The organism is Thalassoglobus neptunius (assembly GCF_007859735.1).
GTDB classification, from domain to species: Bacteria; Planctomycetota; Planctomycetia; order Planctomycetales; family Planctomycetaceae; genus Thalassoglobus; species Thalassoglobus neptunius.
The window spans coordinates 1,029,772-1,050,656 of the sequence record NZ_SIHI01000001.1 but is presented as its reverse complement, the minus strand read 5'-3'; the positions used below and the strand labels follow the sequence as shown (position 1 = coordinate 1,050,656).

Sequence of the window (20,885 nt, the reverse complement as noted above, 5' to 3'; positions counted from 1 at the left end):
CCTTACTCATCGCTTGATGTGTGGCCTTCGAGCGCTCGCAAAGCATTCCGCGAAAAGAGATCGTTTAAAACACTCTTATCCGAAACGAGACCTGCTAAGAAGTTCTGCAACTGCATGCTGTAACATGTCCCTTGAAACCCCTGTCCCTCCCCATCCAGACAGGGACAATCACTTCCAAAGAGGAGTTGCTTTGAGTTTCTTTCAATAAACCCGGCTGTAAATTCTTCATCGCGACTTAAAGCATTAAATCCGCTGCCAGCTGACATATCTCCATACAGATTGGGATACTCGCCCAGCAACCGATCGAGTAATCCCCCGGGAACAACTGGCCCTTTCGGATAAAGAGTCTTGTCAGAATCAGGAACATCCTCGCTAATGTTCGCCCACCAGGTTTGGGCATGACCGATAATTCGAACGGTCTGATACTTCTTCAAGTAGTACTCCAGGTGGTCCGCAAGTCCTTGATTGAAACCTCCTGCTCCGTCCTGAAAGTGAATGGTGATGGGCCAGTTATGCTCATCACAAAACTCAATGACTGCTTCGAGTCGTTTGTCGTTAAGTGGAACATGTTCTTTTTGCTCTCCGATTCCCCGGCAACCGAGTTGTCGGTATGCGCTCAATCGCTCCAGACAATCCGGGCTTCGGATATCGGTTTGACAGAACGGAATGATTCGTTCGGGATAGAGATGATAGGCGTGCAGGACGGTTTCTGATCGAAGTAGAACGCCACCTTCACCGGTCTCAAGCGGAAGCACGAATGCTTTCGCGGTGCCGGTTTGATCCATGTGCTGAATGGTTTGTTCGATCGAGCGATCAAAGTGATTGATGTGAAGATGGCAATCAACGAGCGATTCCAGCTTGTCAGGCTCATCCGAACCGGAAGGTTCTTCAGCGGCGTTCAAACTCAAGCTGGCAAGTCCGAGTGCACACGATGTGACCGACAGTTCTTTCAAGAATGCCCGACGAGAGTGTTGGGGCTCCAGAGATCGGTTTCGACTCATGGATTCTCCTGATTCAAGAAGATTGCAGCGATCAATCGAATTCCTGAAACCACGCTTCAGTGATCACTGACTGTTGGGTAGGAAACTCAAGGCATGTCGATCGAAATTGCGAGCAGCACAATTCTTCGATCTCATGATCTTTGGAAGGAGGTCGTCTTGATTCATTAGAGTATCAGTGGTTTGCCGACGAAACTCAATGTGAACGGAGGTTCCATTCGTCTGTAGAATTCAAAGAAATCCAGAACGAAGCGGTTGACGCATTGAAGAAGAATTCGTCACATGGAGGTGTAATCAAGCGCCCTCCACGAGTGGCAATCTTTCAGCGACACAAGACTTGAGCCAATGATTTCCCGCCTGACCTGCCCAATCTGCAAGAATGACCTTCCCGTTGAGATTGATGGGGACTCTGCTCTGTTTCCCTTTTGCAGCAAGCGATGCAAATACGTCGATCTGAATCGCTGGATGACCGGTGAGTACATGGTGGTCGAAGACCTCTCACCAGAACAGATTGAGAGTCAGCTGATGAACGAAGAGTTCCCGCCGGAAGGACTCGACTGAAGCCGCTTCGCTTCTGGCCCGCAGCGTCCTCAACGGTCAACTCAACATTCATCGAATGAAGCGAGTGCAGAATCGTCACGCAGAACGATTAGTGCTTGAAGTGTCGGTGACCGGTGAAGATCATCGCCATGCCATGTTCGTTGCATGCTTCAATGACCTGTTCATCGTTGCGTGAGCCGCCCGGTTGAATGACTGCCGTAACACCCGCTTTGGCCGCTTCATCGACACCGTCTCGGAACGGGAAGAATGCGTCTGAGGCAACGACCGCTCCCTGACTTCGTTCGCCTGCTTTGTGGGCAGCGATCATTGATGAATCCAGGCGACTCATTTGCCCGGCTCCGACTCCCACAATCATTCCCTGACTTGCGAAAACAATGGCATTCGATTTGACGTGCTTGCAGACTTTCCATGAAAAGCGGAGGTCCACCAATTCCTGTTCCGTGGGGGCTCGTTCCGTCACAATGCGTTCGTCTTCCGGTGGATCGGGACGGTCATCGCGCTGCTGAACCAGAAGCCCTCCAGTCAGGCGCCGGTAATCGTGGCTGACAGGTGATGGTTCCCGGAATCCTTCACATGCCAGAATGCGAACGTTGTTTTTCCACTTCGGCTTCGTACGAAGGACTTCTAGTGCTTCGGGAGAATAGCCAGGTGCGATGATTGCTTCGATGAATCTTCCCGGCTCTGCCAACATTTCGGCGGTGGCGAGGTCGAGCTCGCGATTGAATCCAAGAATTGAACCGAAGGCACTGACGGGATCACCTGCGTAGGCTTTATCGAAAGCAGAAGCGAGGTCTTCTCCAACGGCGCATCCACACGGATTCGTGTGCTTAATCACGACCGAAGCGGGCTGCTCGAATTCAAGTGCAATCGAAAGTGCGGCATCGAGATCTAAATAGTTGTTGTAAGACAATTCTTTGCCGTGCAACTGCACAGAAGATGCGATGGAAGCTGCGGGAGGATTCGATTCGAGATAGACCGCTGCCGACTGATGCGGATTCTCTCCGTAGCGCAGATCACTCTTCTTCTCAAATTGCAGCGAGAGCGATTTCGGAAACTCGGAGGCATCGTCTTCGAGTGTTGTGAAATAGTCGGAAATCGCCCGGTCGTATCGAGCTGTTGCTTCGAATGCGGATGCTGCCAGCTGTCGCCGCAACTCCAATGGCAAACTTCCCTCCTGAAGTGCATTCAGGACGGGTTCATACTGTTCTGGATTAGTGACAATCCCCACGTAAGCGTGATTTTTTGCGGAGGAACGCACCATGCTGGGACCACCGATGTCGATTTGCTCGATGGCTTCCGGAATCGAGACATCGGGTTTGGCGATGGTTTGCTCGAATGGGTACAGATTCACGACAACCAGTTCGAATGGGATGATCCCGTGTTCCCGAATGGCTTCTGCGTCGTCGGGAAGATCGGGGCGTCCGAGAATCGCTCCATGCACTCTCGGATGGAGAGTTTTGACGCGCCCGCCCATGATCTCCGGAAATTCTGTGTATTCCGAAACATCAATGACCTGAAGACCCTGCTCTTTGAGAAAGCGAGCCGTACCGCCGGTCGATAGAATCTCAAAGCCGAGATCCACCAAACCTTTGGCAAATGGGCCAAGGCCGGATTTATCACTGACAGAAACGAGCGCCCGACGGGGATAGTCGCTCATGGATCGATTCCTCAACGAGAGTGTACTTTGACTGGAATTCGACACCGTAGCCAAGCTGCGCTCGACTTGCAAACACTCTCCAAGAGTTCAATTTGTGTTGATATCATGCAACAAGAAAGTCGGCCGTCAATTCTCGAAAATGGACGTCCTCTTGCCCAGCAGAATCCTTTCAGGAACCTCAGCGCTACATGAATGTCGCGAAATCATCATCCCCTCTGGAGGGAGCCCAAGAGGAAATCGATCAGGGCCGCCGGTTTGCTTTTGGCAAGAACTGGGCTGAGTTTCTCAGCAGTCTGGACGAAAATCGAATCGAAATCGCCGAGCAGTCGTTGCGAGATTTGCTTCAGGTCCAGACGCTCGAAAACCGCTCATTTCTCGATGTGGGATCGGGAAGTGGACTGTTTTCGCTTTGTGCCCGCAGACTCGGGGCAACGGTTCACTCCTTCGATTTCGATCCCAATTCGGTCGCCTGCACACAATCGCTGAAGGATCGCTATTTCCCCGACGATGACCGTTGGGTGATCGAATCGGGATCGGTGCTCGACTCGGGCTATCTGTCCCGACTCGGACAATTCGATTTCGTCTATTCGTGGGGGGTTTTGCATCACACCGGAGAGATGTGGCAAGCGCTGGAAAACATCATCTCACTCACGCGAGTCGACGGTTTTCTGGCCATCGCCATTTACAACGATCAAGGTTGGCAGTCCGACCTGTGGAGAAAAGTGAAGCAAATTTACTGCTCGGGATCTGTCGGTCGGTATTCCATGCAGGCGATCTTTTTTCCGTACTTCTGCATTCGCACGATCCTCGTCAGCATCATCCGGCGAAAGAATGCGTTTCGCGAGTATCGGAGAAACCGCGGGATGTCGATCGTCCATGACTGGCGCGACTGGCTTGGCGGCTATCCGTTTGAAGTTGCTTCGGTCGAGGCAATCTCGGAATTCTATGAACAGAGAGGTTTCAATGTCGTCTCAGTGAAAGCGACGAAGCGGCTGGGATGCAACGAGTTTCTGTTGCAGCGAGTCAGCGACACTCTCAGCTCATAGACTCTCAATATTGATGTCCCGTTCGGGATCGTTGTTCTACTTGCGAAAGAACCCTCCGGTCTGTTCGATCTCAGCGGAGTCCTTCAATCCCGAGCTTCCCTTCACCGCGCCGCGAATTCCGAGAATCTCTGGGTGGCGGGCAACTTTGTCGCTGAAGACCCGCATGTCGTTCAGAATCGGATTTAGGTTTTCGAGCAATACACTGAGCGAAGCTGCGGAGCGATTGAGATTCTGATACAGCTCCGGGTCCGATGCGAGACGCTTCACGGAGCCATTCTCGTCGTTCATCAGTTGTGCGAACTGATTCATCTCGGTCAAAAGCGATTCAAGTTGAATCAAACTTCCGGAGAGTTTATTCACGATCAGATCACTCTGTTCGGCCAGCGGGGCGGTCGCGGAGTGAATTTCGTCCATGTTCTTGCTCAGCCGAACAATCGAATCTCTCGCGGTTGAAATGGTGAGCCGGGTCTCTTCAGCGATGACAGGGAGCGCTGCTGCTGTTCTCCGCAAATCGGCTTGAAGCTGCGGGTCGGCGATAAAGCTGTTCGCATTGGAAATGGCTGCCGTTGCCGTTTCGAGCGTCGAACCTGCCTGCGTCAGTGTTGTTCCGACTTCATCAAACGTCTTCGTCGCTGAGTTCATCGTTCTCGTGAATGAGTCCAGAGCGAGTGCTGTTCGTTCAATCACGGTATCGAGATCGCCCTCGCGGGTTTCCATCAAGTTGTTGAGATTGACCGCGACCTTTTGCCACTCCTGACTGGTGTCCGTGAATGAGACCAACGATTCGTTGACCGTTGATTCCATCCTCTGCACGATCTGCATCGGATCGGCCGGAGCGATTCCATCAATTCGAGAGTTTGGCGGAATCGTTTCTCCTGCACGGCCCGAGGAAAACTCGATCTTGGCATCGCCAAGCAAGGACTGCACCAGAGAAGCTTCCGCATCGATGCGAATCACATGATCCTCAACGATGTCAACGACGACGAGAACGCCTCCTTCTGCTTCGTCGAGCACGATGCTGCGGACGGTCCCGATTCCGAGTCCGTTTTGTTTCACCGGGCTTCCGGGATACAAACCGGGGGCATCATCGAAGTGAATGGCCAGCGGATATGTCTTCTTCCAATAATCCTTGATGTCACCAAACTGAAGAATCAGCACGGCACCGATGACCATCGACGCTAAGACAAACAGGCCGACTCGAAATTGCAATTGTCGTTCGGACATGTGACTACGACCAGTTGGAGACTAAGGTTTCAGACAGATCTGATTGATTGACTTAAAGACGAGTGGTCGCCCATTTTCACGGACTCGATCGACTCGCCGGAATTCGTTTTCGTTAATCGCTGTATTGCTGCAGTGTTTGCTCAGTCGAATTGCTGCAGTTCGGTATTCATGATGCGTTAGCCAATGGCGAGTTCCTGAAGTCGTTCACCGGCTTCCCCTCGCACGAATTGCGAGACGCGTGGATCGAGGGACTCAAAGGCTTCCTCAGCTGCCCCATCAAAAATGATTTGCGGATCTTCCGGATTGAGGCGGGCCAGCGGATAAAACATCACCACGCGGTCAGCAACTTTCTGAACGGTGTTCATATCGTGAGTCACAACAATGCTTGTGACATTACATCGCTCGCGAGTTCGCAGAATAAGTTCGTTAATGACATCGCTCATGATTGGATCGAGCCCGGTCGTTGGTTCGTCATAGAGCATCACTTCCGGGTCCATTGCGAGTGCCCGAGCGAGCCCGACCCGTTTTCTCATGCCGCCTGAGAGTTCAGCCGGTTTCTTATCGACGACGATGGCGGGGTCGAGTCCGACGTCGCGCAGCCGTTCGTGAACTGTTTGCGAAATCTGCTTCGGATGCAGCCGGCGATTCTGTCGAAGCCCGAACGCAACATTTTCGAAGACCGTTAAGCTGTCGAACAAAGCCGCTCCCTGAAACAGATATCCGAACCGCAATCGCTCGCGCACGATTTCTTTTTCGGTCCTGTCTTTCACAGGTCGACCGTCCCAGAGAACGGTGCCACTGCTGGGGGGAAGCAGATTCATCATCAGCTTCATTGTCACACTTTTGCCGCATCCCGACTCCCCGATGAGAACGAGCGTTTTCCCTGTCTCAACCGACAGAGTGATATCCCGCAGCACCTGTTGGGTCCCGAACTGACGCGAGACATTTTCAAGTTCAATGAGTGACGACATAACAGAAATCGATTCGCTCTTTACTTCCAAAGAATTGGATAGAGTTCCATCAACAGGTAACCCAGGAGAAAATCAATCCCGAGAATCACGACGAACGAATAGACGAAGGCTTCCGTCGCGGCCTGCCCCACACCTTCAGCCCCTGCGCGGCTATGAAATCCGCGATGACAGGCGATCAAGGAAATCGCTGTCCCGAAGAAAACGCTTTTTAGAATCCCACTGAGGAGATCATAAGAAGTGACGAATCGACGGGAGTGATGCCAGTAGTAAAAGCTTTCAACATCGAGAACCTGAGTGCTGAACCACCACCCGGACAAGACTCCGATCCCATCGGCAAACAGCGTCAGCAAGGGAATCAGAAGAAAGCAGGCGAGAAAGCGTGGGACAACAAGATAGGCTACCGGGTTCGCTCCGAGAGCCGTCAGAGCATCAATTTGCTCCGTGACTCGCATCGTGCCCAGCTGCGCAGCCATCGCACTTCCAACACGCCCGGCGAGCATCACCGCAGCCAGAACCGGTCCCAGTTCTTTGAGCAATGTGACGTTCACGACTGTGCCCAACTGGCTTTCCATATGCATTAAGGCAAACTGTTCGTACGCCTGAACGGAAAGCACCATGCCGATGAAGCCACCTGTGATCAAGATCACCGGAAGACTCAGCACGCCGATCTGATACATGACCGGCCACAAGACGTTCCCACGTGGCCAACCCGGAATAATCCAGGATGCCATCCGCAGCCCAAACAGTGTCAAATCCCCAGCAAGGGTGACAAAACCGACCACCGCTTGTCCGAGATGGTGGACAAACGTCAGTTGCTGAGACTCCGCTGCTTGCGATTTCATCATTCCAGGCAGATCCTTCTGCCACGTCGTCCGAACGTAAAAACTCTCGCCGCACCAGTAAGACACCGTTCTTACACGGAAAGTGGAACCATTTCACTCCGTGGGTGCGGAAATTCTCCGAATTCGGGGCCAGTCTATCTCATTTGTCCGAATGACAGCGAGACCGATTTTCTGACATTCACAATCGGTTCAATTCCCGATCGCAGCGACCGACTCGAAGGAGATGTCGGCGAAGCATATTCCACAAAAAAAGGTGACTTCCCAATCGGGAAATCACCTTTTTCGTTAGATCATCAAATCAGCACCGGTTGTTTACCGGCGGGATTCGAAAGGTCAGGCTGCGGCCGATTCATCACGAGCAAACAGCGATTTTTCTCCTCGGACGATCTCGGGGGTAATCTCGTAGTGCCGGCCACGTTCCTGATCAGGAAGTTCGAACATGATTTCGAACATCACATCTTCGATTACGCTTCGCAGTCCACGTGCTCCGGTCTCTTTTGCACGAGCGACTTTTGCGATCTCTCGAAGAGAACCTGTTTGGAATTCGAGAGTGGCTCCCTCCATTTCAAACAGTTTCGTGTATTGATTGACCAATGAATTCTTGGGTTCCGTCAATACCGAGATCAGTTCGTCTTCGGTCAGTGTTCGCAGGGTGCTGAGGACAGGCAACCGACCCAGAAGTTCTGGAATCAACCCGAATTCAAGCACATCCTCGACGTTCACCTTTGCGAGCAGTTCGCGTCGCTGATCTTCGATATCACGAGGATCATGACCGAACCCGATCATTTTCTTGCCCAATCGTTTCGCAACGATTTCTTCCAGGCCGACAAACGTTCCTCCGCAGATGAAGAGCACGTTCGTCGTGTCGACTTGAATGTACTGCTGCTCAGGATGTTTGCGACCTCCTTGAGGAGGAACATTCGCCACTGTTCCTTCGAGCATCTTCAACAACGACTGCTGAACACCTTCGCCGGAGACATCTCGTGTGATCGAAACGTTCTGGCTGGTCTTCCCGATCTTATCGATCTCGTCGATGAAGATAATTCCTCGCTGCGCTGATTCGATATCGAAATCAGAGGAGTGCAGGAGTTTCAGCAACAGGTTTTCAACATCTTCGCCCACATAACCCGCTTCGGTCAGTGTGGTCGCATCGCCAATGGCGAATGGAACCTGCAGGAATCTCGCAATGGTTCGTGCCAGGAGAGTCTTTCCTGAGCCCGTTGGGCCGATGAACAGGATGTTCGACTTTTCGATTTCGACATCGGTCTCCCCTTCACTGGCAAGCAAGAGTCGCTTGTAGTGATTGTGGACAGCGACCGCCATCGTCCGTTTGGCCCGTTCCTGACCAATCACATACTGATCCATGTGGGCGACGATTTCCCGAGGTGTGGGAACCTTCTGGAACAATTTTTTATTGTCACCACGGCGACGACGATCCTGATCGAGGATCGATTGACACAAATCGATGCATTCCCCGCAGATATAGACGTCTCCAGGCCCTTCTACCAGAGGTCCGACATCACGATAGCTTTTCCCACAAAAAGAACAGTTTGCATTCTTCTTGCCCGAACTGCTTCGGCCGGTTGTAAACTCTTTGGAGGTCATTCAACATTCCTTCTCAACTGTCGATCGATGACTCGAGCATCGGCAGGTCTCGAAACAACCTCCATGACTGGTTTCGAGTTGGGGTTTGATTTGGATCTTCGTGAACCGATACGGAAATGATCAGTGAATCAGACTCAATTGCCAGGATACAACGGAGAGGTGTTGTGATTCTGGATGGCCATCCTGGCATATACCCTTGGGAGGGGTAGTTTGCTGAACCAGCTTCGCAAGGGATGCCGATTCAGCGTGATTTCTTGAAATGACAACTCAACCCCACCGTTCTCCCTGTTGGAGACAAAGTCGTGCCGAGTGACTCAAGACATCCTTTGAGGAAATTCGGAATGAATTAATCTCGTGGTCTTTTCATCTGACCTTTGATGGATCGGAATTCTTCTTCTGACAGGTCACCTTCCAAGTGTAATTCCCTCATTTGATTGAGGATTTCATTCGGACCACCGGCAGGATCATCACGATCCCGATACCACGACCGTAACCAGTGAATCAAGCCGGCGAGAATCAGAATTGCAACTACGAGGCCAATCATCCCAATCCGGGACGATTGAAGAAGAGATTCCAGCTTTTCCTGGCTTGTCAGTTCCACTTGTTCACTCTTTCTGTCATCCATCGGCATTATCGGCCGAATCGCCGAGCTTGGCAAGATCGATGAGCAACTTCTCACATCTCGCCCTCCTCTCTCGTCACAGGGCGTGATCGAACTTTCTGTAAAGTCTGCAACAGTTCTCTGTCAAAATCACATCTGTTTGAGGCAGATCGTTTTTTGAGATCATGATTCCGGCAGATTGTGCCGAAGAACATTGAGACACGAACAGATTAAAATGAAATGTGAAGGATCTCTCCACCCTCGCACTTTCAGAGTCAGTTCTGTCTTCAGGGCCACAAAAGACACTTTGGCAGCGGAGCAGGTTATGGAAACCCCGACGGTCTCAGAGATCATGCAATCAGTTCCGCTGAGCCTGTTGCCGGAAACCTCTTCCCTGCGAGCAGAGAAAATTCTTCTTCTCTGCCAACTCCCCGAAGTATACGTAACCAGTTCAGAGGGCTCGCTTCTCGGTGTCGTTCCTGATTACATCTTCTTGAAGAACCGAATCATCGAACGCGAGATCGATCGCCCGATCAGTGAGTTCATGCTTCCAGTCCGGCTGATCGCCCATCCTCACGACAACATTCTGAAGCTGGCGTGCACCCTCCGGGAACATATTCATCAACGCGTTCCCGTTATCGATCGCGGTCTTCTCGTCGGGATGGTCACCCGGCATTCGGTTCTCCGGACGCTTGTCGAAACTGTCCTCGAAAGCCACGACGAACCAGCTGAGAACAAACTGCCGTGCGTCACGCCACCAACCTCGATTCCAACTCCTCACATGAAGCCCGAACGTGAGGACGTGCGACACAGATCGACACTCTCCTTGCCCGAATCGACTTGAGGAATTTTTCCGAAGATCGAAACGAGAGCACAAAATCAATCATTCGATGCAGTCTTGAAATGATTCCGCCGATAATTCCGATAGGGAGTGCACCAAGGATGGGTGCGCGGGAACCCGTATTGAATCGCAGGAATCAGCCGTTTCGACTCGAACGCCACTCGAGAAGATTCACTGAGGGGACTACGGATGCGTCGAATCTCACACACTCTACTGTTAGTTGCACCAGTCCTTCTGGCCGCGACAGGATGCGCATCGAAACCCAGTTGGATGGCCTCCAGATCTCCTGCGCCAGCTGTTCAAGCTGCAGAAGAAGACCGATTCGATCGTCTGCTCGAAATCGCCGAGAAGTATGAGCAAAAGGGAAAGACGGAGGTCGCTCAGAAACTGTATGAACAGATTCTTGAGGAAGATCCAACACATTCTGTCGCCCGAAACAGAATCACGCTTCTCAACGAGAGTCTCGCAAAAGCAGAGAATTACCCTCAACCTCTTGACCTGAAGAAGACGGAAACTGCCATCGCCAAGTCCGATGCAAGCAACGTCATCGTGCCGGTTGAAAACGAAGGTTGGGTGGAGACTCTTGACTCTGAAACTCAACAGCCAAAGTCCGAAGATCCCCAGCTCACCCGGGCCCAGCAACAGGAATTCCTGGCACTCCTCGAGGAACATCTCGAACACACACCGAGTCCTGCAGCAAGCACCGCGGCAGCCGCGACCGAAACTTTGGATTCTTCTCAGCAGAAACCGTCTCCTCAATCGGAACAGTCATTTCCTGAATTCGTAAACGTCGCTGCCAACACCGAGAGCGCCGAACCTCAAGTTGCGGAGACTCCGGAACCTGCACAAGTCGAGAGTTTGCCAAGCGAGCCAATCGCATCCATTGGCGAGTTCGATTGGGCACCGACCAATACGCAAGGCGACGCAATCGCGAGCCAGACAACGGAACCTTCGAATTCCTCAGAAACACCCTGGTGGGATGCGATCTTCGAAGAAGGAGAAACTGCTCCGAAAGCCACTTCGACGCCCGCTGAGGAAACAACACCCAAAGCAAGCCCCGGAAAAGTGACTCTCGCTTCGACTCTCGTAGAGAGTTCTTCCGAAACCGAAACGGAATTGGAAGTAAAAACGGCAGTCGAGGTGAGACCAGCTCCCGTTCTTGAACACCCAACCAGCGAGAGCACGAGACTCATCGTCGAATCAGATTTGAATCCGACCGTGATTCAACCGAAGTGGGCACCGACTCGACCAGAAGAGACTCCGGTAGCCAGCCCGGAAGAGATCCCAGCCGCAGAACTGGCTGCGACCCCGATTCCAGAGAATCTACAACCCGTCATCGCTTTGCTTTCGAGCGAAGTTCCCGGAGAGAGAATTTCTGGACTCGTCCAACTCAGCCTCCAGGGACCTGAAGCACAGCCTGCTTCACTTGAAGTTCGAAAACTCCTCGAAGACCCGAATCCTCTCGTGCGGACGCATGCTGCCGGAACAATTCGGGACCTCGAAGGCGACGCATGGGATACCGTCCACGAACTCCGAGACCTGTTGACCGAAGACGATCCTCAGGTTGTTCAACTCTCGGCATACCTACTCGGGAAAATGGGTCCCGAAGCAATGGACGCTGTTGAGCAACTCTGTCAAATACGCGATCAGGGAACCGGCCTCGCCCGACTCCATGCTGCCGAAGCACTTTTGAATATCGTTCCTCATGACCCACGATCCTATGCGGTTTTGGAACAGGCCCTGGCGAGTGTTCCGGTTGAAGAACGTTACTTCGCCGCAGTCACTCTCGCTGGCATGACCGGGGATTATCGTGAAGATGCCGCGATTGCATTGCGAGTGGCTCTCCATGACGAAGAAGCCATCGTTCGTTCAGCAGCAGCTTTGAGCCTGGGAGCTTTGCAAGAATACGCCATGTTTGCCCTTCCGGACCTCATGCACATGGCTGAGTACGATCTCCCGGAAGTCCGGATCTCCGCAACAACAGCACTCGACTGTCTTTCAACACCGAGTAAATAGAGTTTGAAGGACACTCAATTCCTTGTCGTGCCCGCTCGCTCAGACGCGAAATCATCCGCCGGAGTGAAGCCGACGTGACTCCCGACTATAGGCGTTGAAGTTGATATAGTCCCAATGCCGATAGAGTTCGGAAGCCTTTCGCAAGTCGTTGTGACTTCCAAATGCTTCCACTCGACCTTCATGCAAAAGGACAACCTTGTCAGCACGTCGGATCGTTGAAAGCCGACTCGGAAGGAAGATCAATGTTCTCCCTTTCGAGAGACGTTGATAGGCATCATCAATGGCAGCTCTGAGGTCTTCCCCGAGAATTTCATCCGGCTCCTGAATGATCAAAACAGCCGGGTCTCGCAGGACGGCGCGAGCAAGTCCGATCTGGAATTTCTCTCCAGTCGCGACAGTCTCTCCGTGTTCTCCCAGCACAGTTTCATACCCGAGCGGAAGTCCCGAAAGAAACTTGTTTGCGTGAACACTCTTCGCTGCTTCGATCGCATCCTGCATCGTGTAACGAGTGTCACCGCAGATCAAATTCTCAAGAACGGTCCCTGACAAAACTGGGTCGTCGCCCCCGACATAGAGAGTTTCTGCCCGAAGACTCTCCAGAGTACCCCAGGCGATATCTTCTCCGTCAAACAGGACGCGTCCCTTCGACGGTTCGATAAACCTCGGAAGCAGGTACGCAGCTGCCCGCGGAACAAGAGGGTCCATCGAAACGACAGCGACTTGCGCCCCCGCTTCGATTCGCAAATCAACGCCACGCAGAATCTCATGGCCCTGATGTGAATAGTGAACCGATTCGAAAATGATCGACTTAGCCACAGGCTGAATGAACTTCGCACCGACAGCCTGCCCCACTTCAGGGATCTCATCCAGATAGCGATAAATCTGGTCGGCCTTCGTATGCAATTGCTGTCGCTCAGCGACCGCTTCTTCAATCGCACTCGCTTCCCGGTACAACATCGCGAGCGCCACCGCCAGAACGATTCCCGATGACAGGGGAAGCGGATTGGAAACCGAAAGGACTCTCATCGAGATCAACAGAAAGACGATTCCGATCGACGCAACCACGACAAACCGTGCGAGCCTGAGAGCTCCCGACTCAAGCCGGTCGCCGGTTCGAGACTCTGACGAGAGACGTCCGAGATGGCTTTCGAACAATGACTGCTCGAAGGTCTCCATGTGATAGCCGCGAACAAGTCGCGTTTGTTTCAGTCCGTCGGCAAGAAACCGGGACTCCGTTTCTGCATGAGCTTCCGCCAGTTGTCGTTGAGCAGCTCCGCGTTTTCTTTCTAAGCGATAGACAAACCAACAGAAGGCCGTCGGCAGAAGACACTGCAATGCCAGCCGCCAGTCAATCGAGAACATGACGAGAAGGAGTGTCGGAATGAACATCCACCCGCGCACGACGCGCCGCCGATAAGTGGTCAACGAATCCCGGATATCATCGACATCACTGGTAAACAACCGGAATGCTGCCTGATATCGCTGTCCGGTCAAATCACTTGGGCCCAAGCGAAGCGTCTGCCGGTGAATCGACGTCCGGAGCCAGGTGGCCACCTGTCTCGCCGCCTCCATCGAGTGCGCCCGCGCTCGTCCTCTTGCGAACATCAGAAAGATAATGAGCACAACAAGCAGCACTGTCAGCACGACAAGCGCTGAGCGATTCGTCCGCAATGCTGCGAACTGCTCGCAAACATTGTCGAGCCAACTCCATGCGGTCAAATGACCGAACCGCTCCACCTGTCGGAGTAATCCCCGGTCTTCGATGACGACTTCGCCACCTTCCTGGACCGACTCCACAACATGCTGGGGAGAGACTTGAGTGTTGACGATTAGAACGTCACACCAAAGCGTGAGTGCAATCAGCGAGACCACAATTCCGAGGCAATAGAGTGCGGTCCATAGAAACAATCCAAGTCCATTCGTGTCAGTCCACGATCGACGAGGAATCAATCGAGCCAAAGCCAGTTCTTGGTTGGATTGCACGTTATGCCTCGAATTCGACTGGCTCTGACGACGAAACCTCAAGCTGACCTGATGACCATCGCGAGAACTGCGCCGCCAAGGCCGACGCAGTTCTCGTTTCGTCCGATCAACGATTTCGTCCCATCGAGCAATCAGTCGCTTCAGTTGTCACTGTGAAATTGCATCTCTGGTCTCCCTACGCCAAATCTCGATCCTCAAACATCAAAAACGCGACCATAATCATCGCGCCGACATACGCCATACAGTATAGGCCCGCCATGGCCACATAATCAGTGGGAATTATTTTACCCGTCGATATGGCTGCCTGCATATTGAAGTGTTCCAGCGTCGGAAGGAATGTCGCCAGAACCCTCGCCACAAAACGCACGAACACGTTCGCATCCGACAGCACCAGCACGGGAGTCAGATGGCCGATCACAAAGATCGAGAAGCATGTCGAAATGTTCACGAGCATCGGCATGCGTGTCGAAATTGCGACACTGACCGCCGTCATCACTGCAACCTCCATTGAGATCAGCGTGAGTCCCGGCAAGATCGAGCGTGCCATGTTGAACCGCTCTTTCACGAGATACGGAATCTGGAATGGCAGTCCGACATCACGGAAGTAAAACAGAGCGGCCTGAGTTTCCCCGGACTCTTTCTGGTCGTACCCGAACTTGAAGTACGTCAGGGAAAAGAAAACGATCCCAAGGACAAAGATGAGCAACAGGGACGACTGAGTAATCCCCACATATTTTCCAAAGACGAACTGGCGGCGATTGATCGGCTTCGAAAGAAGCGTCATTGCCGTTTTTCCTTCAATTTCTTCAGCAACGCTGATACTCGCGGTCCAGACGGACATGAGAAGGGCACAAATCAGCGTCATCGCCAAACCGCAGTCGATGTACATCTTGGTGTCGTCCCCCATCGAGAAGAAGGGAACGTAATAGTTGGCGATCATCACCAAAACACCCAACCCTGTGACGAGCAGGAAGATCGGCTGCCGAATTGCTTCCTTCGTCGTGGCTCGGGCAATCGTCCCCGCCCGCGTCGTGTAATTGAACACCAACAACAGAATCAGAAAGATACACCATCCCACCGTCACCGGAAGATAGGGCAGCGACACTGCTCCTTCACCGGCCTGCGCGAGGAGTTGAGGAAAGGCGAACATGTTTGTGGAGTCCTGAATTCGGGAGAAATTCAATACGAAATTGCAATGAAATGGCTGCGGACCGGAAATTCCCCGATCCCACAGGAAAGAATGAGTCGTTCACTGTACCGACGGAAGGAACCGCGTTCAAATGAGGGTCGCCGAGTTTTCATCACTTCGATCGGTTCAAATCGCTTTCAGTTCGATAATCGTTGCGGACCATAGAGCTTGCTGGCATGAAAAACTTTCACGACCTTGTCGAATCCCGAAGAAAATGGATTCATGAGACACTCGTTCCCTGGTGCAAAACCGCGGAACGGAAAGATCTTCTCCTCGCAGAACAGGAGTGGGTCGATCTAGCCGGCCGCCCGGATCCGGAATTGACACTCTGGGCATGGGCATGGAACCGTTTTCCGGAATTGTGCGACCCGAATGTCGGAAAACTCAACGAGACCCATCAAGTCACCATCTTCCGGAAGAATGGCACACAGGTCACAGGTTACCCGGACGCCCGAACCTCACAGGCGGGACTTCTCTTTCTGATCACCGACGATGGGAAAACCGTCGGGCCGGTGAGCATCGACGATGTTGAATCTGTCGAGATTTCGGGCTGACGAAAACGCAACAACGCCTACAATTTCTTACAATGAGAATGCGAAAGATGTGAGAATTTGCTGACGAACCCATCCTCTTGAACACTCGAGATCGGAGTCGAAGACGTGGCTGACGAAAAACTTGCTGAAATTGTCGAGGAATTGAAGGTCTCCTACTGGATGGAGATCGAAACTGTCATGAACTACCTGTCCAACTCGATCAATCTGGACGGGGTTCGTGCTGAGGAAATCAAGAAATCGCTCGCCAATGACGTGCAGGAAGAACTCACTCATGCCCAGAATCTCGCTCAGAGAATCAAGACTCTGAGCGGTGTCGTTCCCGGAAGTATGGAATTTCAGGCTTCACAGAAGTCGCTGCAGCCCCCGCAAAAACTGACTGACGTCGTGGCCGTCATCAAAGGGGTCATCGATGCAGAAAATGGGGCGATCGCACAGTACAACAAGCTCATTCAGCTTTGCGACGGCGTTGACTACGTGACGCAAGACCTCTGCATCACCGCTCTTGGAGATGAAGAACAACATCGTCGGGAATTTCAGGGATATCTGGCCGAATACGAAGGCAGCTAGTCGAAGATGCGGGCTCCGTCGCTTTCGTCGGACCCCGTGATTCTTTGTGACTGATCAAAAGAAAAGACGATCCGCACCAGTTCAGTTGCGGATCGTCTTTTAGTTTTCGAAGCCAATTTGCCTGGCAGATCGAGGTTCTGATTTGCCTACAGAATCTCAAGTGTCGGCATTGTTGGATTGGCCAACAATTGTCGGACTACTTCCATTGCGGTGTTAGAACTGACGTTCATGATGGCGTCCTGAACAGGATTCTCTTCCTGAACGAGGCGCGAGATTTTGCCTTCGTCGCCACGGATTCGAATGATGGGGTCCGAAGGAATTTCGCCGAGAAACGGAACGCCCATCTCTTCCGCTTTCGCTTTGGCTCCGCCCTGTCCAAAGATTTCCCCGGTCATGTTCTCCACCATCCCGAGAACCGGAATCTTGACCGTCTTGAACATGGAAATCGCTTTCCCGGCATCCAGCAGCGCCACTTTCTGCGGAGTACAGACAACCACAGCCCCTGCCAGCGAAACCATTTGTGAAAGCGTTAAGGCAACATCCCCGGTTCCGGGCGGCATATCGACAATCAAATAGTCGAGTGCTCCCCATTCCGTTTGCTGCAGGAACTGAGACAACGCTTTGTGGAGCATTGGCCCGCGCCAGACAATTGCCTGATCTTCGCCGACCATGAAACCCATCGACATCAGTTTGATGCCGTCCACTTCAATTGGGACGATTCTCTCGATCGTTCGTCCGTCGGGACCCTCGATTTGCTTCATCGCAGGCTGTCCCGTCGCCCCCAGCAGGTGAGGAATACTCGGACCGTAAACATCTGCGTCCATCAGCCCGACAGTCGCTCCTGACTGCTTGAGGCCATAAGCCAGCGAAGCAGCCACAGTCGATTTCCCGACACCCCCTTTTCCACTTCCGACCGCAATCACATTGCGGACAGTTAACCCGACCTTCGCCCCGGAATCTTTTCCCTTGACGACAAATTTCGAGCGAATCTCAGCCGCCTCCATGCCCGGGAAGCGGCTTTGAATCTCACTTTGGATAGTCTCTTCCAACTCGCCGGGCTGAGGATAGGCAGTGGTTGGAAACTCGATGTCGACAACAGCACGGTTTCCCTCGACGGAAACGTTCTTCAACATCTTCGCGTTCGACAATGATTTGTCGAATGCCGGGACATTGATTCCTTCCACGAGACTTTTGATCTCTTCCACAGTCGCCATCGATTTTCCTCGAATCTTCTCTCAACGTCAAAGTGCCAGACGTCAGGGGTCCAACACTGTTAGTGACTGAATTCCGTTCCCGCTCCTGCCGGAGATGGGCGCGCATTTCTCCTGAAAACGCACAGCACGGACTGTCCAAGTTACGTGAGAAACTCGAGGGCGACAACAGTCTCGTCCCTGAGGATTGGAGGATTCTCAGGGATGAAGACCAATATCGATTATTCGGGCGTTGTCGCCAGCACTTTCGTCGACGCTGTTTTCGTCTCCGATGAAAAGACCGGATCCTGAACAGATTCGAGTTTTCCGATTTCGATCGGTTTCACTCCCGAACCTTCGTATCCTGGCTTCGGGTTGCCGTCTTCGGTCAGTTTTCCCGTCACAAACAATGCCCCGCGAGCAACCAGATCGAGCCAGATGTCGTTGTTCATTGTTTCATTGTGATGCCCCAGTGACGTTCCGAAGACGTTCGCTTTTCCAAATTTATTCACCCAGATGACCGGATGATCTTTTTGCGTGTCTTCACCGAACGCCAAAGCCAGTGGAGTGCAGTTCGTCCAGACTTGCTCAATCTTGTAAAGCTCTCCGTTCGGAGTTTTCCACTCCTCGGGGAAACCGGTCATAACCGGATGATCGTCCACGCGAACGACATTCAAGGCTCGCTTCCCTTCGTGGCTTTTGGATGTCACCCCAATCAGTTCACGCCACGCATCGGCAGCTCCGGAATTTCGGTAGCTGTGAAGCGCACAGTGAATGAAAATCGCGGGGACGCCATCGAAGTGAGCGTTCGCAATCGAGCTGACAAATTCCGGGTCAGTGACACCGCCGAAACATTCATTGTGGACGATCAGGTCATACTTTTTCGCCCAGTCGGGATCGGAATAGACAGACACCTTATGGTCCCGTGTTGTTCCTCCTTCATGAACAACATCCCAGACAATATTGGCCCGCTGACTCAACCCTTCGGTGATAATGGTCTTTTGATTCTCGTAGTCGTGGCAACACCCGCCCGTAATCAGCAGCCCTTTCAGTGGCTCCGCGGCCTCCAATACTCCAGGAAACGTCACGGCAAGCAGAAGAAGCATCAGCCTGTTTGTCATTGCGATGAACTCTCATCTTTCTCGAGGATTGGAAAACGCACAAGTTAGAGTTGATCAGTGTAGCATTTTGCAAAATAAACTCGAACGACCGTCGCAAATTCGATTTGATGATTCGACTCCTACGCTGCTACACTTTCCGCTCTTGATGCAGAACCCGGGCGGAGGAGACCGTGTCCTCAATGACCAGCGGCCGCAATCCGGTATTCGATATGGCCGACAGGTTGTGATCCCATCATCAGCTGCTGAGTTCGAGATTCTCAGTGGAACAACTGCCCGCCGCGGAATGAAACAATTGACTTCTCAACGACCCCATCCTCAGCAATCCTGGCTGTCGACCCGTTGCGAGAAATGGAAAGCAAATGGCTCGTCTCACACAAACGCAACTCAATCGCCTCAGTAAAAACTTCGAAGAACGGACTCCGGACGAGATGCTTCGCTGGGCGAAAGATATTTTCGGAGACCGCGTCGCTGCCATCTCGGCGATGCAAAAATCCGGAAGCGTAATGTGTCACATGATCTCCCGTCTCGAATTGGACATTCCCGTTCTCTTCGTCGACACCGGAGTCATGTTTCAAGAGACGCTTGAAACCCGCGATCGGATCTCCCGGGACTACGGACTGACCGTCCGCACGCTTCATCCGGAACTGACGATGGTCGAACAGACCGAGAAAATGGGCGTTCTTTATATGTCTGTCGAGGGGCAGGAAGAGTGCTGCCACATGCGGAAAGTCGAGCCTCTCTTAAAAACCAAAGGAGACTACGACGCCCTGATCGGCAGCTTGCGTCGAGCCGATGGAGGACGTCGCGGAGTATGCCCGCTCTTGGCTGTTGACATCGAGATGAACACTGTCCGCATCAATCCCATGGCCAACTTCACCGACGAGCAGATGGCTGCCTATCTCGCGGAACAGGATGTGATCATTAACCCGCTTCACGATCAGGGTTACACCACCATCGGATGTAACCGGTGCACAACTCCCGTTTTGCCTCACGAGCCCAAACGTGCGGGTCGCTGGCGACATCTCGGCACGGCCGCAGCGTATTGTGGAATCAATCCGACCGATATGAGCGACGGCGAATCCGAAGCCATCGACCTGCCTCAAGACCTCGTCGATCGAATTCTCGGTCAGAAGACCGACTTCATGATTTGATTCCCTGTTCGGTATCCAAAACAAGAAGCCGGGAAAGAGGAAGTCCCCCTTTCCCGAGATGTTAGCTCCCAACACCAATCTCTGAATCGCCTTATTCGACGACAACCGAAATCGTCTGACTGGAAATATCTTCCGCAGTATGGCCGATGTCGTATTTCGCAGTGACCTCGAACGGGCTCGGATACTCGCTGGGAATCGGTTTCATTTCCGCAGAGAACTGAAAACCTCCTTCCGGATTCGCGGTTAGGGTCACAACGTCTGTGTCGAAAATCGCTGTTTTCTTGACCTTCTGAACGAAGACTTTTGCATCGACGACAATCATCGCTCCCAGCAGATCGTCCGGACCTTCGACAGTTCCGCTGACGTACCACGGCACTCCGTAAGTAATTTTCTCGACGGGCGCAAAACGTTCATGGCCCAATGGAAACAAAGAGATCTCGACGTCTCCGATTGTCACCTGAGCTGCTGGAACCTTCACAAGTGGTCGGTTTTCCGGTTGCTGCGAACAACCGAAACTCATGAATAGAATCAGAAGTACGAACCGGGACTTGTTGTTGATCATCATGTTCTCTAAAGATTGGCAGCCTGACGATTGAGCCATCGCGCCTTCGCCTCGTGCCATCAGGACACGACTTCTCAGTTGTCCGCGCGACGATAAGTTCAGCACTCCAGAGCACCTTCTGTTTCGATATGCACTCACTCGCACGAGCAAACTCACCCTTTTAACTGATGAAAAAGTTCAAGCGAGTGCACAGGAAAGAGCAACTT

Annotated in this window: 19 protein-coding genes; 7 read left to right on the top strand and 12 right to left on the bottom strand. The window is 52.5% G+C overall.

The window, feature by feature from the left end; all coding sequences use genetic code 11:
- Positions 1-2: 2 nt before the first annotated feature.
- Entirely contained in the window at positions 3-1,001 is a 999-nt protein-coding gene (locus KOR42_RS04270) for an amidohydrolase family protein (protein ID WP_146509983.1), read from the bottom strand.
- Positions 1,002-1,343: 342 nt separating this feature from the next.
- Between KOR42_RS04270 and KOR42_RS04265 the strand changes: the two genes are divergently transcribed.
- On the top strand, positions 1,344-1,559 hold the full coding sequence (locus KOR42_RS04265; RefSeq protein ID WP_146507367.1) for a DNA gyrase inhibitor YacG: 216 nt from the start codon (positions 1,344-1,346) through the stop codon (positions 1,557-1,559).
- 88 nt (positions 1,560-1,647) lie between these two features.
- On the opposite strand, the gene purH is transcribed toward KOR42_RS04265, so the two are convergent.
- Entirely contained in the window at positions 1,648-3,216 is a 1,569-nt protein-coding gene (gene purH / locus KOR42_RS04260; protein ID WP_197440848.1) for a bifunctional phosphoribosylaminoimidazolecarboxamide formyltransferase/IMP cyclohydrolase, read from the bottom strand.
- 188 nt (positions 3,217-3,404) lie between these two features.
- Here purH and KOR42_RS04255 point away from each other — a divergent pair, with 188 nt between their 5' ends.
- On the top strand, positions 3,405-4,262 hold the full coding sequence (locus tag KOR42_RS04255; protein ID WP_146507365.1) for a class I SAM-dependent methyltransferase: 858 nt from the start codon (positions 3,405-3,407) through the stop codon (positions 4,260-4,262).
- 36 nt (positions 4,263-4,298) lie between these two features.
- Here KOR42_RS04255 and KOR42_RS04250 read toward each other — a convergent pair whose 3' ends face one another.
- The 5 genes from KOR42_RS04250 to KOR42_RS04230 all read right to left on the bottom strand — a co-directional run bounded on the left by KOR42_RS04250 (position 4,299) and on the right by KOR42_RS04230 (position 9,529).
- Positions 4,299-5,486 (bottom strand): MlaD family protein, encoded by a 1,188-nt coding sequence (locus KOR42_RS04250; protein ID WP_146507364.1) that lies wholly within the window; start codon positions 5,484-5,486, stop codon positions 4,299-4,301.
- A 176-nt stretch (positions 5,487-5,662) separates the two neighbouring features.
- Complete coding sequence (locus tag KOR42_RS04245; RefSeq protein ID WP_146507363.1) at positions 5,663-6,457, bottom strand: ABC transporter ATP-binding protein; 795 nt, start codon at positions 6,455-6,457, stop codon at positions 5,663-5,665.
- Between the two features lie 20 nt (positions 6,458-6,477).
- Entirely contained in the window at positions 6,478-7,299 is an 822-nt protein-coding gene (locus KOR42_RS04240; protein ID WP_197441099.1) for an MlaE family ABC transporter permease, read from the bottom strand.
- Between the two features lie 333 nt (positions 7,300-7,632).
- Entirely contained in the window at positions 7,633-8,904 is a 1,272-nt protein-coding gene (gene clpX, locus KOR42_RS04235; protein WP_146507361.1) for an ATP-dependent Clp protease ATP-binding subunit ClpX, read from the bottom strand.
- Positions 8,905-9,250: 346 nt separating this feature from the next.
- Positions 9,251-9,529, bottom strand: coding sequence for a hypothetical protein (locus KOR42_RS04230; RefSeq protein WP_146507360.1), 279 nt, complete (start codon positions 9,527-9,529; stop codon positions 9,251-9,253).
- Positions 9,530-9,830: 301 nt separating this feature from the next.
- Between KOR42_RS04230 and KOR42_RS04225 the strand changes: the two genes are divergently transcribed.
- Complete coding sequence (locus KOR42_RS04225; RefSeq protein WP_197440847.1) at positions 9,831-10,349, top strand: CBS domain-containing protein; 519 nt, start codon at positions 9,831-9,833, stop codon at positions 10,347-10,349.
- A gap of 267 nt (positions 10,350-10,616) precedes the next feature.
- A complete protein-coding gene (locus KOR42_RS04220) occupies positions 10,617-12,362 on the top strand; it encodes a HEAT repeat domain-containing protein (protein WP_197440846.1) in 1,746 nt (581 codons plus the stop codon).
- A gap of 51 nt (positions 12,363-12,413) precedes the next feature.
- Here the strand turns inward: KOR42_RS04220 and KOR42_RS04215 are convergent, their stop codons facing one another.
- Positions 12,414-14,345 carry an ABC transporter transmembrane domain-containing protein gene (locus KOR42_RS04215; RefSeq protein ID WP_146507357.1) on the bottom strand — a complete coding sequence of 644 codons (1,932 nt, stop codon included), beginning with the start codon at positions 14,343-14,345 and terminating at the stop codon, positions 12,414-12,416.
- A 175-nt stretch (positions 14,346-14,520) separates the two neighbouring features.
- A complete protein-coding gene (locus KOR42_RS04210; RefSeq protein ID WP_146507356.1) occupies positions 14,521-15,495 on the bottom strand; it encodes an ABC-2 transporter permease in 975 nt (324 codons plus the stop codon).
- A 215-nt stretch (positions 15,496-15,710) separates the two neighbouring features.
- Here KOR42_RS04210 and KOR42_RS04205 point away from each other — a divergent pair, with 215 nt between their 5' ends.
- Complete coding sequence (locus tag KOR42_RS04205) at positions 15,711-16,088, top strand: hypothetical protein (protein ID WP_146507355.1); 378 nt, start codon at positions 15,711-15,713, stop codon at positions 16,086-16,088.
- A 159-nt stretch (positions 16,089-16,247) separates the two neighbouring features.
- Positions 16,248-16,655 carry a ferritin-like domain-containing protein gene (locus tag KOR42_RS04200; RefSeq protein ID WP_390620865.1) on the top strand — a complete coding sequence of 136 codons (408 nt, stop codon included), beginning with the start codon at positions 16,248-16,250 and terminating at the stop codon, positions 16,653-16,655.
- A gap of 146 nt (positions 16,656-16,801) precedes the next feature.
- Here the strand turns inward: KOR42_RS04200 and KOR42_RS04195 are convergent, their stop codons facing one another.
- Both KOR42_RS04195 and KOR42_RS04190 read right to left on the bottom strand, forming a co-directional pair.
- Complete coding sequence (locus KOR42_RS04195; RefSeq protein WP_146507353.1) at positions 16,802-17,869, bottom strand: Mrp/NBP35 family ATP-binding protein; 1,068 nt, start codon at positions 17,867-17,869, stop codon at positions 16,802-16,804.
- A gap of 218 nt (positions 17,870-18,087) precedes the next feature.
- Positions 18,088-18,966, bottom strand: coding sequence for a ThuA domain-containing protein (locus tag KOR42_RS04190; protein ID WP_146507352.1), 879 nt, complete (start codon positions 18,964-18,966; stop codon positions 18,088-18,090).
- Positions 18,967-19,325: 359 nt separating this feature from the next.
- On the opposite strand from KOR42_RS04190, the gene KOR42_RS04185 reads away from it, so the two are divergent.
- Positions 19,326-20,117: a phosphoadenylyl-sulfate reductase gene (locus KOR42_RS04185; RefSeq protein ID WP_146507351.1), complete on the top strand. Its 792-nt coding sequence runs from the start codon at positions 19,326-19,328 to the stop codon at positions 20,115-20,117.
- 91 nt (positions 20,118-20,208) lie between these two features.
- Here the strand turns inward: KOR42_RS04185 and KOR42_RS04180 are convergent, their stop codons facing one another.
- Positions 20,209-20,739 carry a hypothetical protein gene (locus KOR42_RS04180; RefSeq protein WP_146507350.1) on the bottom strand — a complete coding sequence of 177 codons (531 nt, stop codon included), beginning with the start codon at positions 20,737-20,739 and terminating at the stop codon, positions 20,209-20,211.
- Positions 20,740-20,885: the final 146 nt, after the last annotated feature.

Coding starts and splice junctions, on each gene's coding strand:
- KOR42_RS04270 (WP_146509983.1), bottom strand. CDS start 1,001: ATGAGTCGAAACCGATCTCTGGAGCCCCAACACTCTCGTCGGGCATTC.
- KOR42_RS04265 (WP_146507367.1), top strand. CDS start 1,344: ATGATTTCCCGCCTGACCTGCCCAATCTGCAAGAATGACCTTCCCGTT.
- purH (WP_197440848.1), bottom strand. CDS start 3,216: ATGAGCGACTATCCCCGTCGGGCGCTCGTTTCTGTCAGTGATAAATCC.
- KOR42_RS04255 (WP_146507365.1), top strand. CDS start 3,405: ATGAATGTCGCGAAATCATCATCCCCTCTGGAGGGAGCCCAAGAGGAA.
- KOR42_RS04250 (WP_146507364.1), bottom strand. CDS start 5,486: ATGTCCGAACGACAATTGCAATTTCGAGTCGGCCTGTTTGTCTTAGCG.
- KOR42_RS04245 (WP_146507363.1), bottom strand. CDS start 6,457: ATGTCGTCACTCATTGAACTTGAAAATGTCTCGCGTCAGTTCGGGACC.
- KOR42_RS04240 (WP_197441099.1), bottom strand. CDS start 7,299: ATGAAATCGCAAGCAGCGGAGTCTCAGCAACTGACGTTTGTCCACCAT.
- clpX (WP_146507361.1), bottom strand. CDS start 8,904: ATGACCTCCAAAGAGTTTACAACCGGCCGAAGCAGTTCGGGCAAGAAG.
- KOR42_RS04230 (WP_146507360.1), bottom strand. CDS start 9,529: ATGGATGACAGAAAGAGTGAACAAGTGGAACTGACAAGCCAGGAAAAG.
- KOR42_RS04225 (WP_197440847.1), top strand. CDS start 9,831: ATGGAAACCCCGACGGTCTCAGAGATCATGCAATCAGTTCCGCTGAGC.
- KOR42_RS04220 (WP_197440846.1), top strand. CDS start 10,617: ATGGCCTCCAGATCTCCTGCGCCAGCTGTTCAAGCTGCAGAAGAAGAC.
- KOR42_RS04210 (WP_146507356.1), bottom strand. CDS start 15,495: ATGTTCGCCTTTCCTCAACTCCTCGCGCAGGCCGGTGAAGGAGCAGTG.
- KOR42_RS04205 (WP_146507355.1), top strand. CDS start 15,711: ATGAAAAACTTTCACGACCTTGTCGAATCCCGAAGAAAATGGATTCAT.
- KOR42_RS04200 (WP_390620865.1), top strand. CDS start 16,248: ATGGAGATCGAAACTGTCATGAACTACCTGTCCAACTCGATCAATCTG.
- KOR42_RS04195 (WP_146507353.1), bottom strand. CDS start 17,869: ATGGCGACTGTGGAAGAGATCAAAAGTCTCGTGGAAGGAATCAATGTC.
- KOR42_RS04190 (WP_146507352.1), bottom strand. CDS start 18,966: ATGACAAACAGGCTGATGCTTCTTCTGCTTGCCGTGACGTTTCCTGGA.
- KOR42_RS04185 (WP_146507351.1), top strand. CDS start 19,326: ATGGCTCGTCTCACACAAACGCAACTCAATCGCCTCAGTAAAAACTTC.
- KOR42_RS04180 (WP_146507350.1), bottom strand. CDS start 20,739: ATGGCACGAGGCGAAGGCGCGATGGCTCAATCGTCAGGCTGCCAATCT.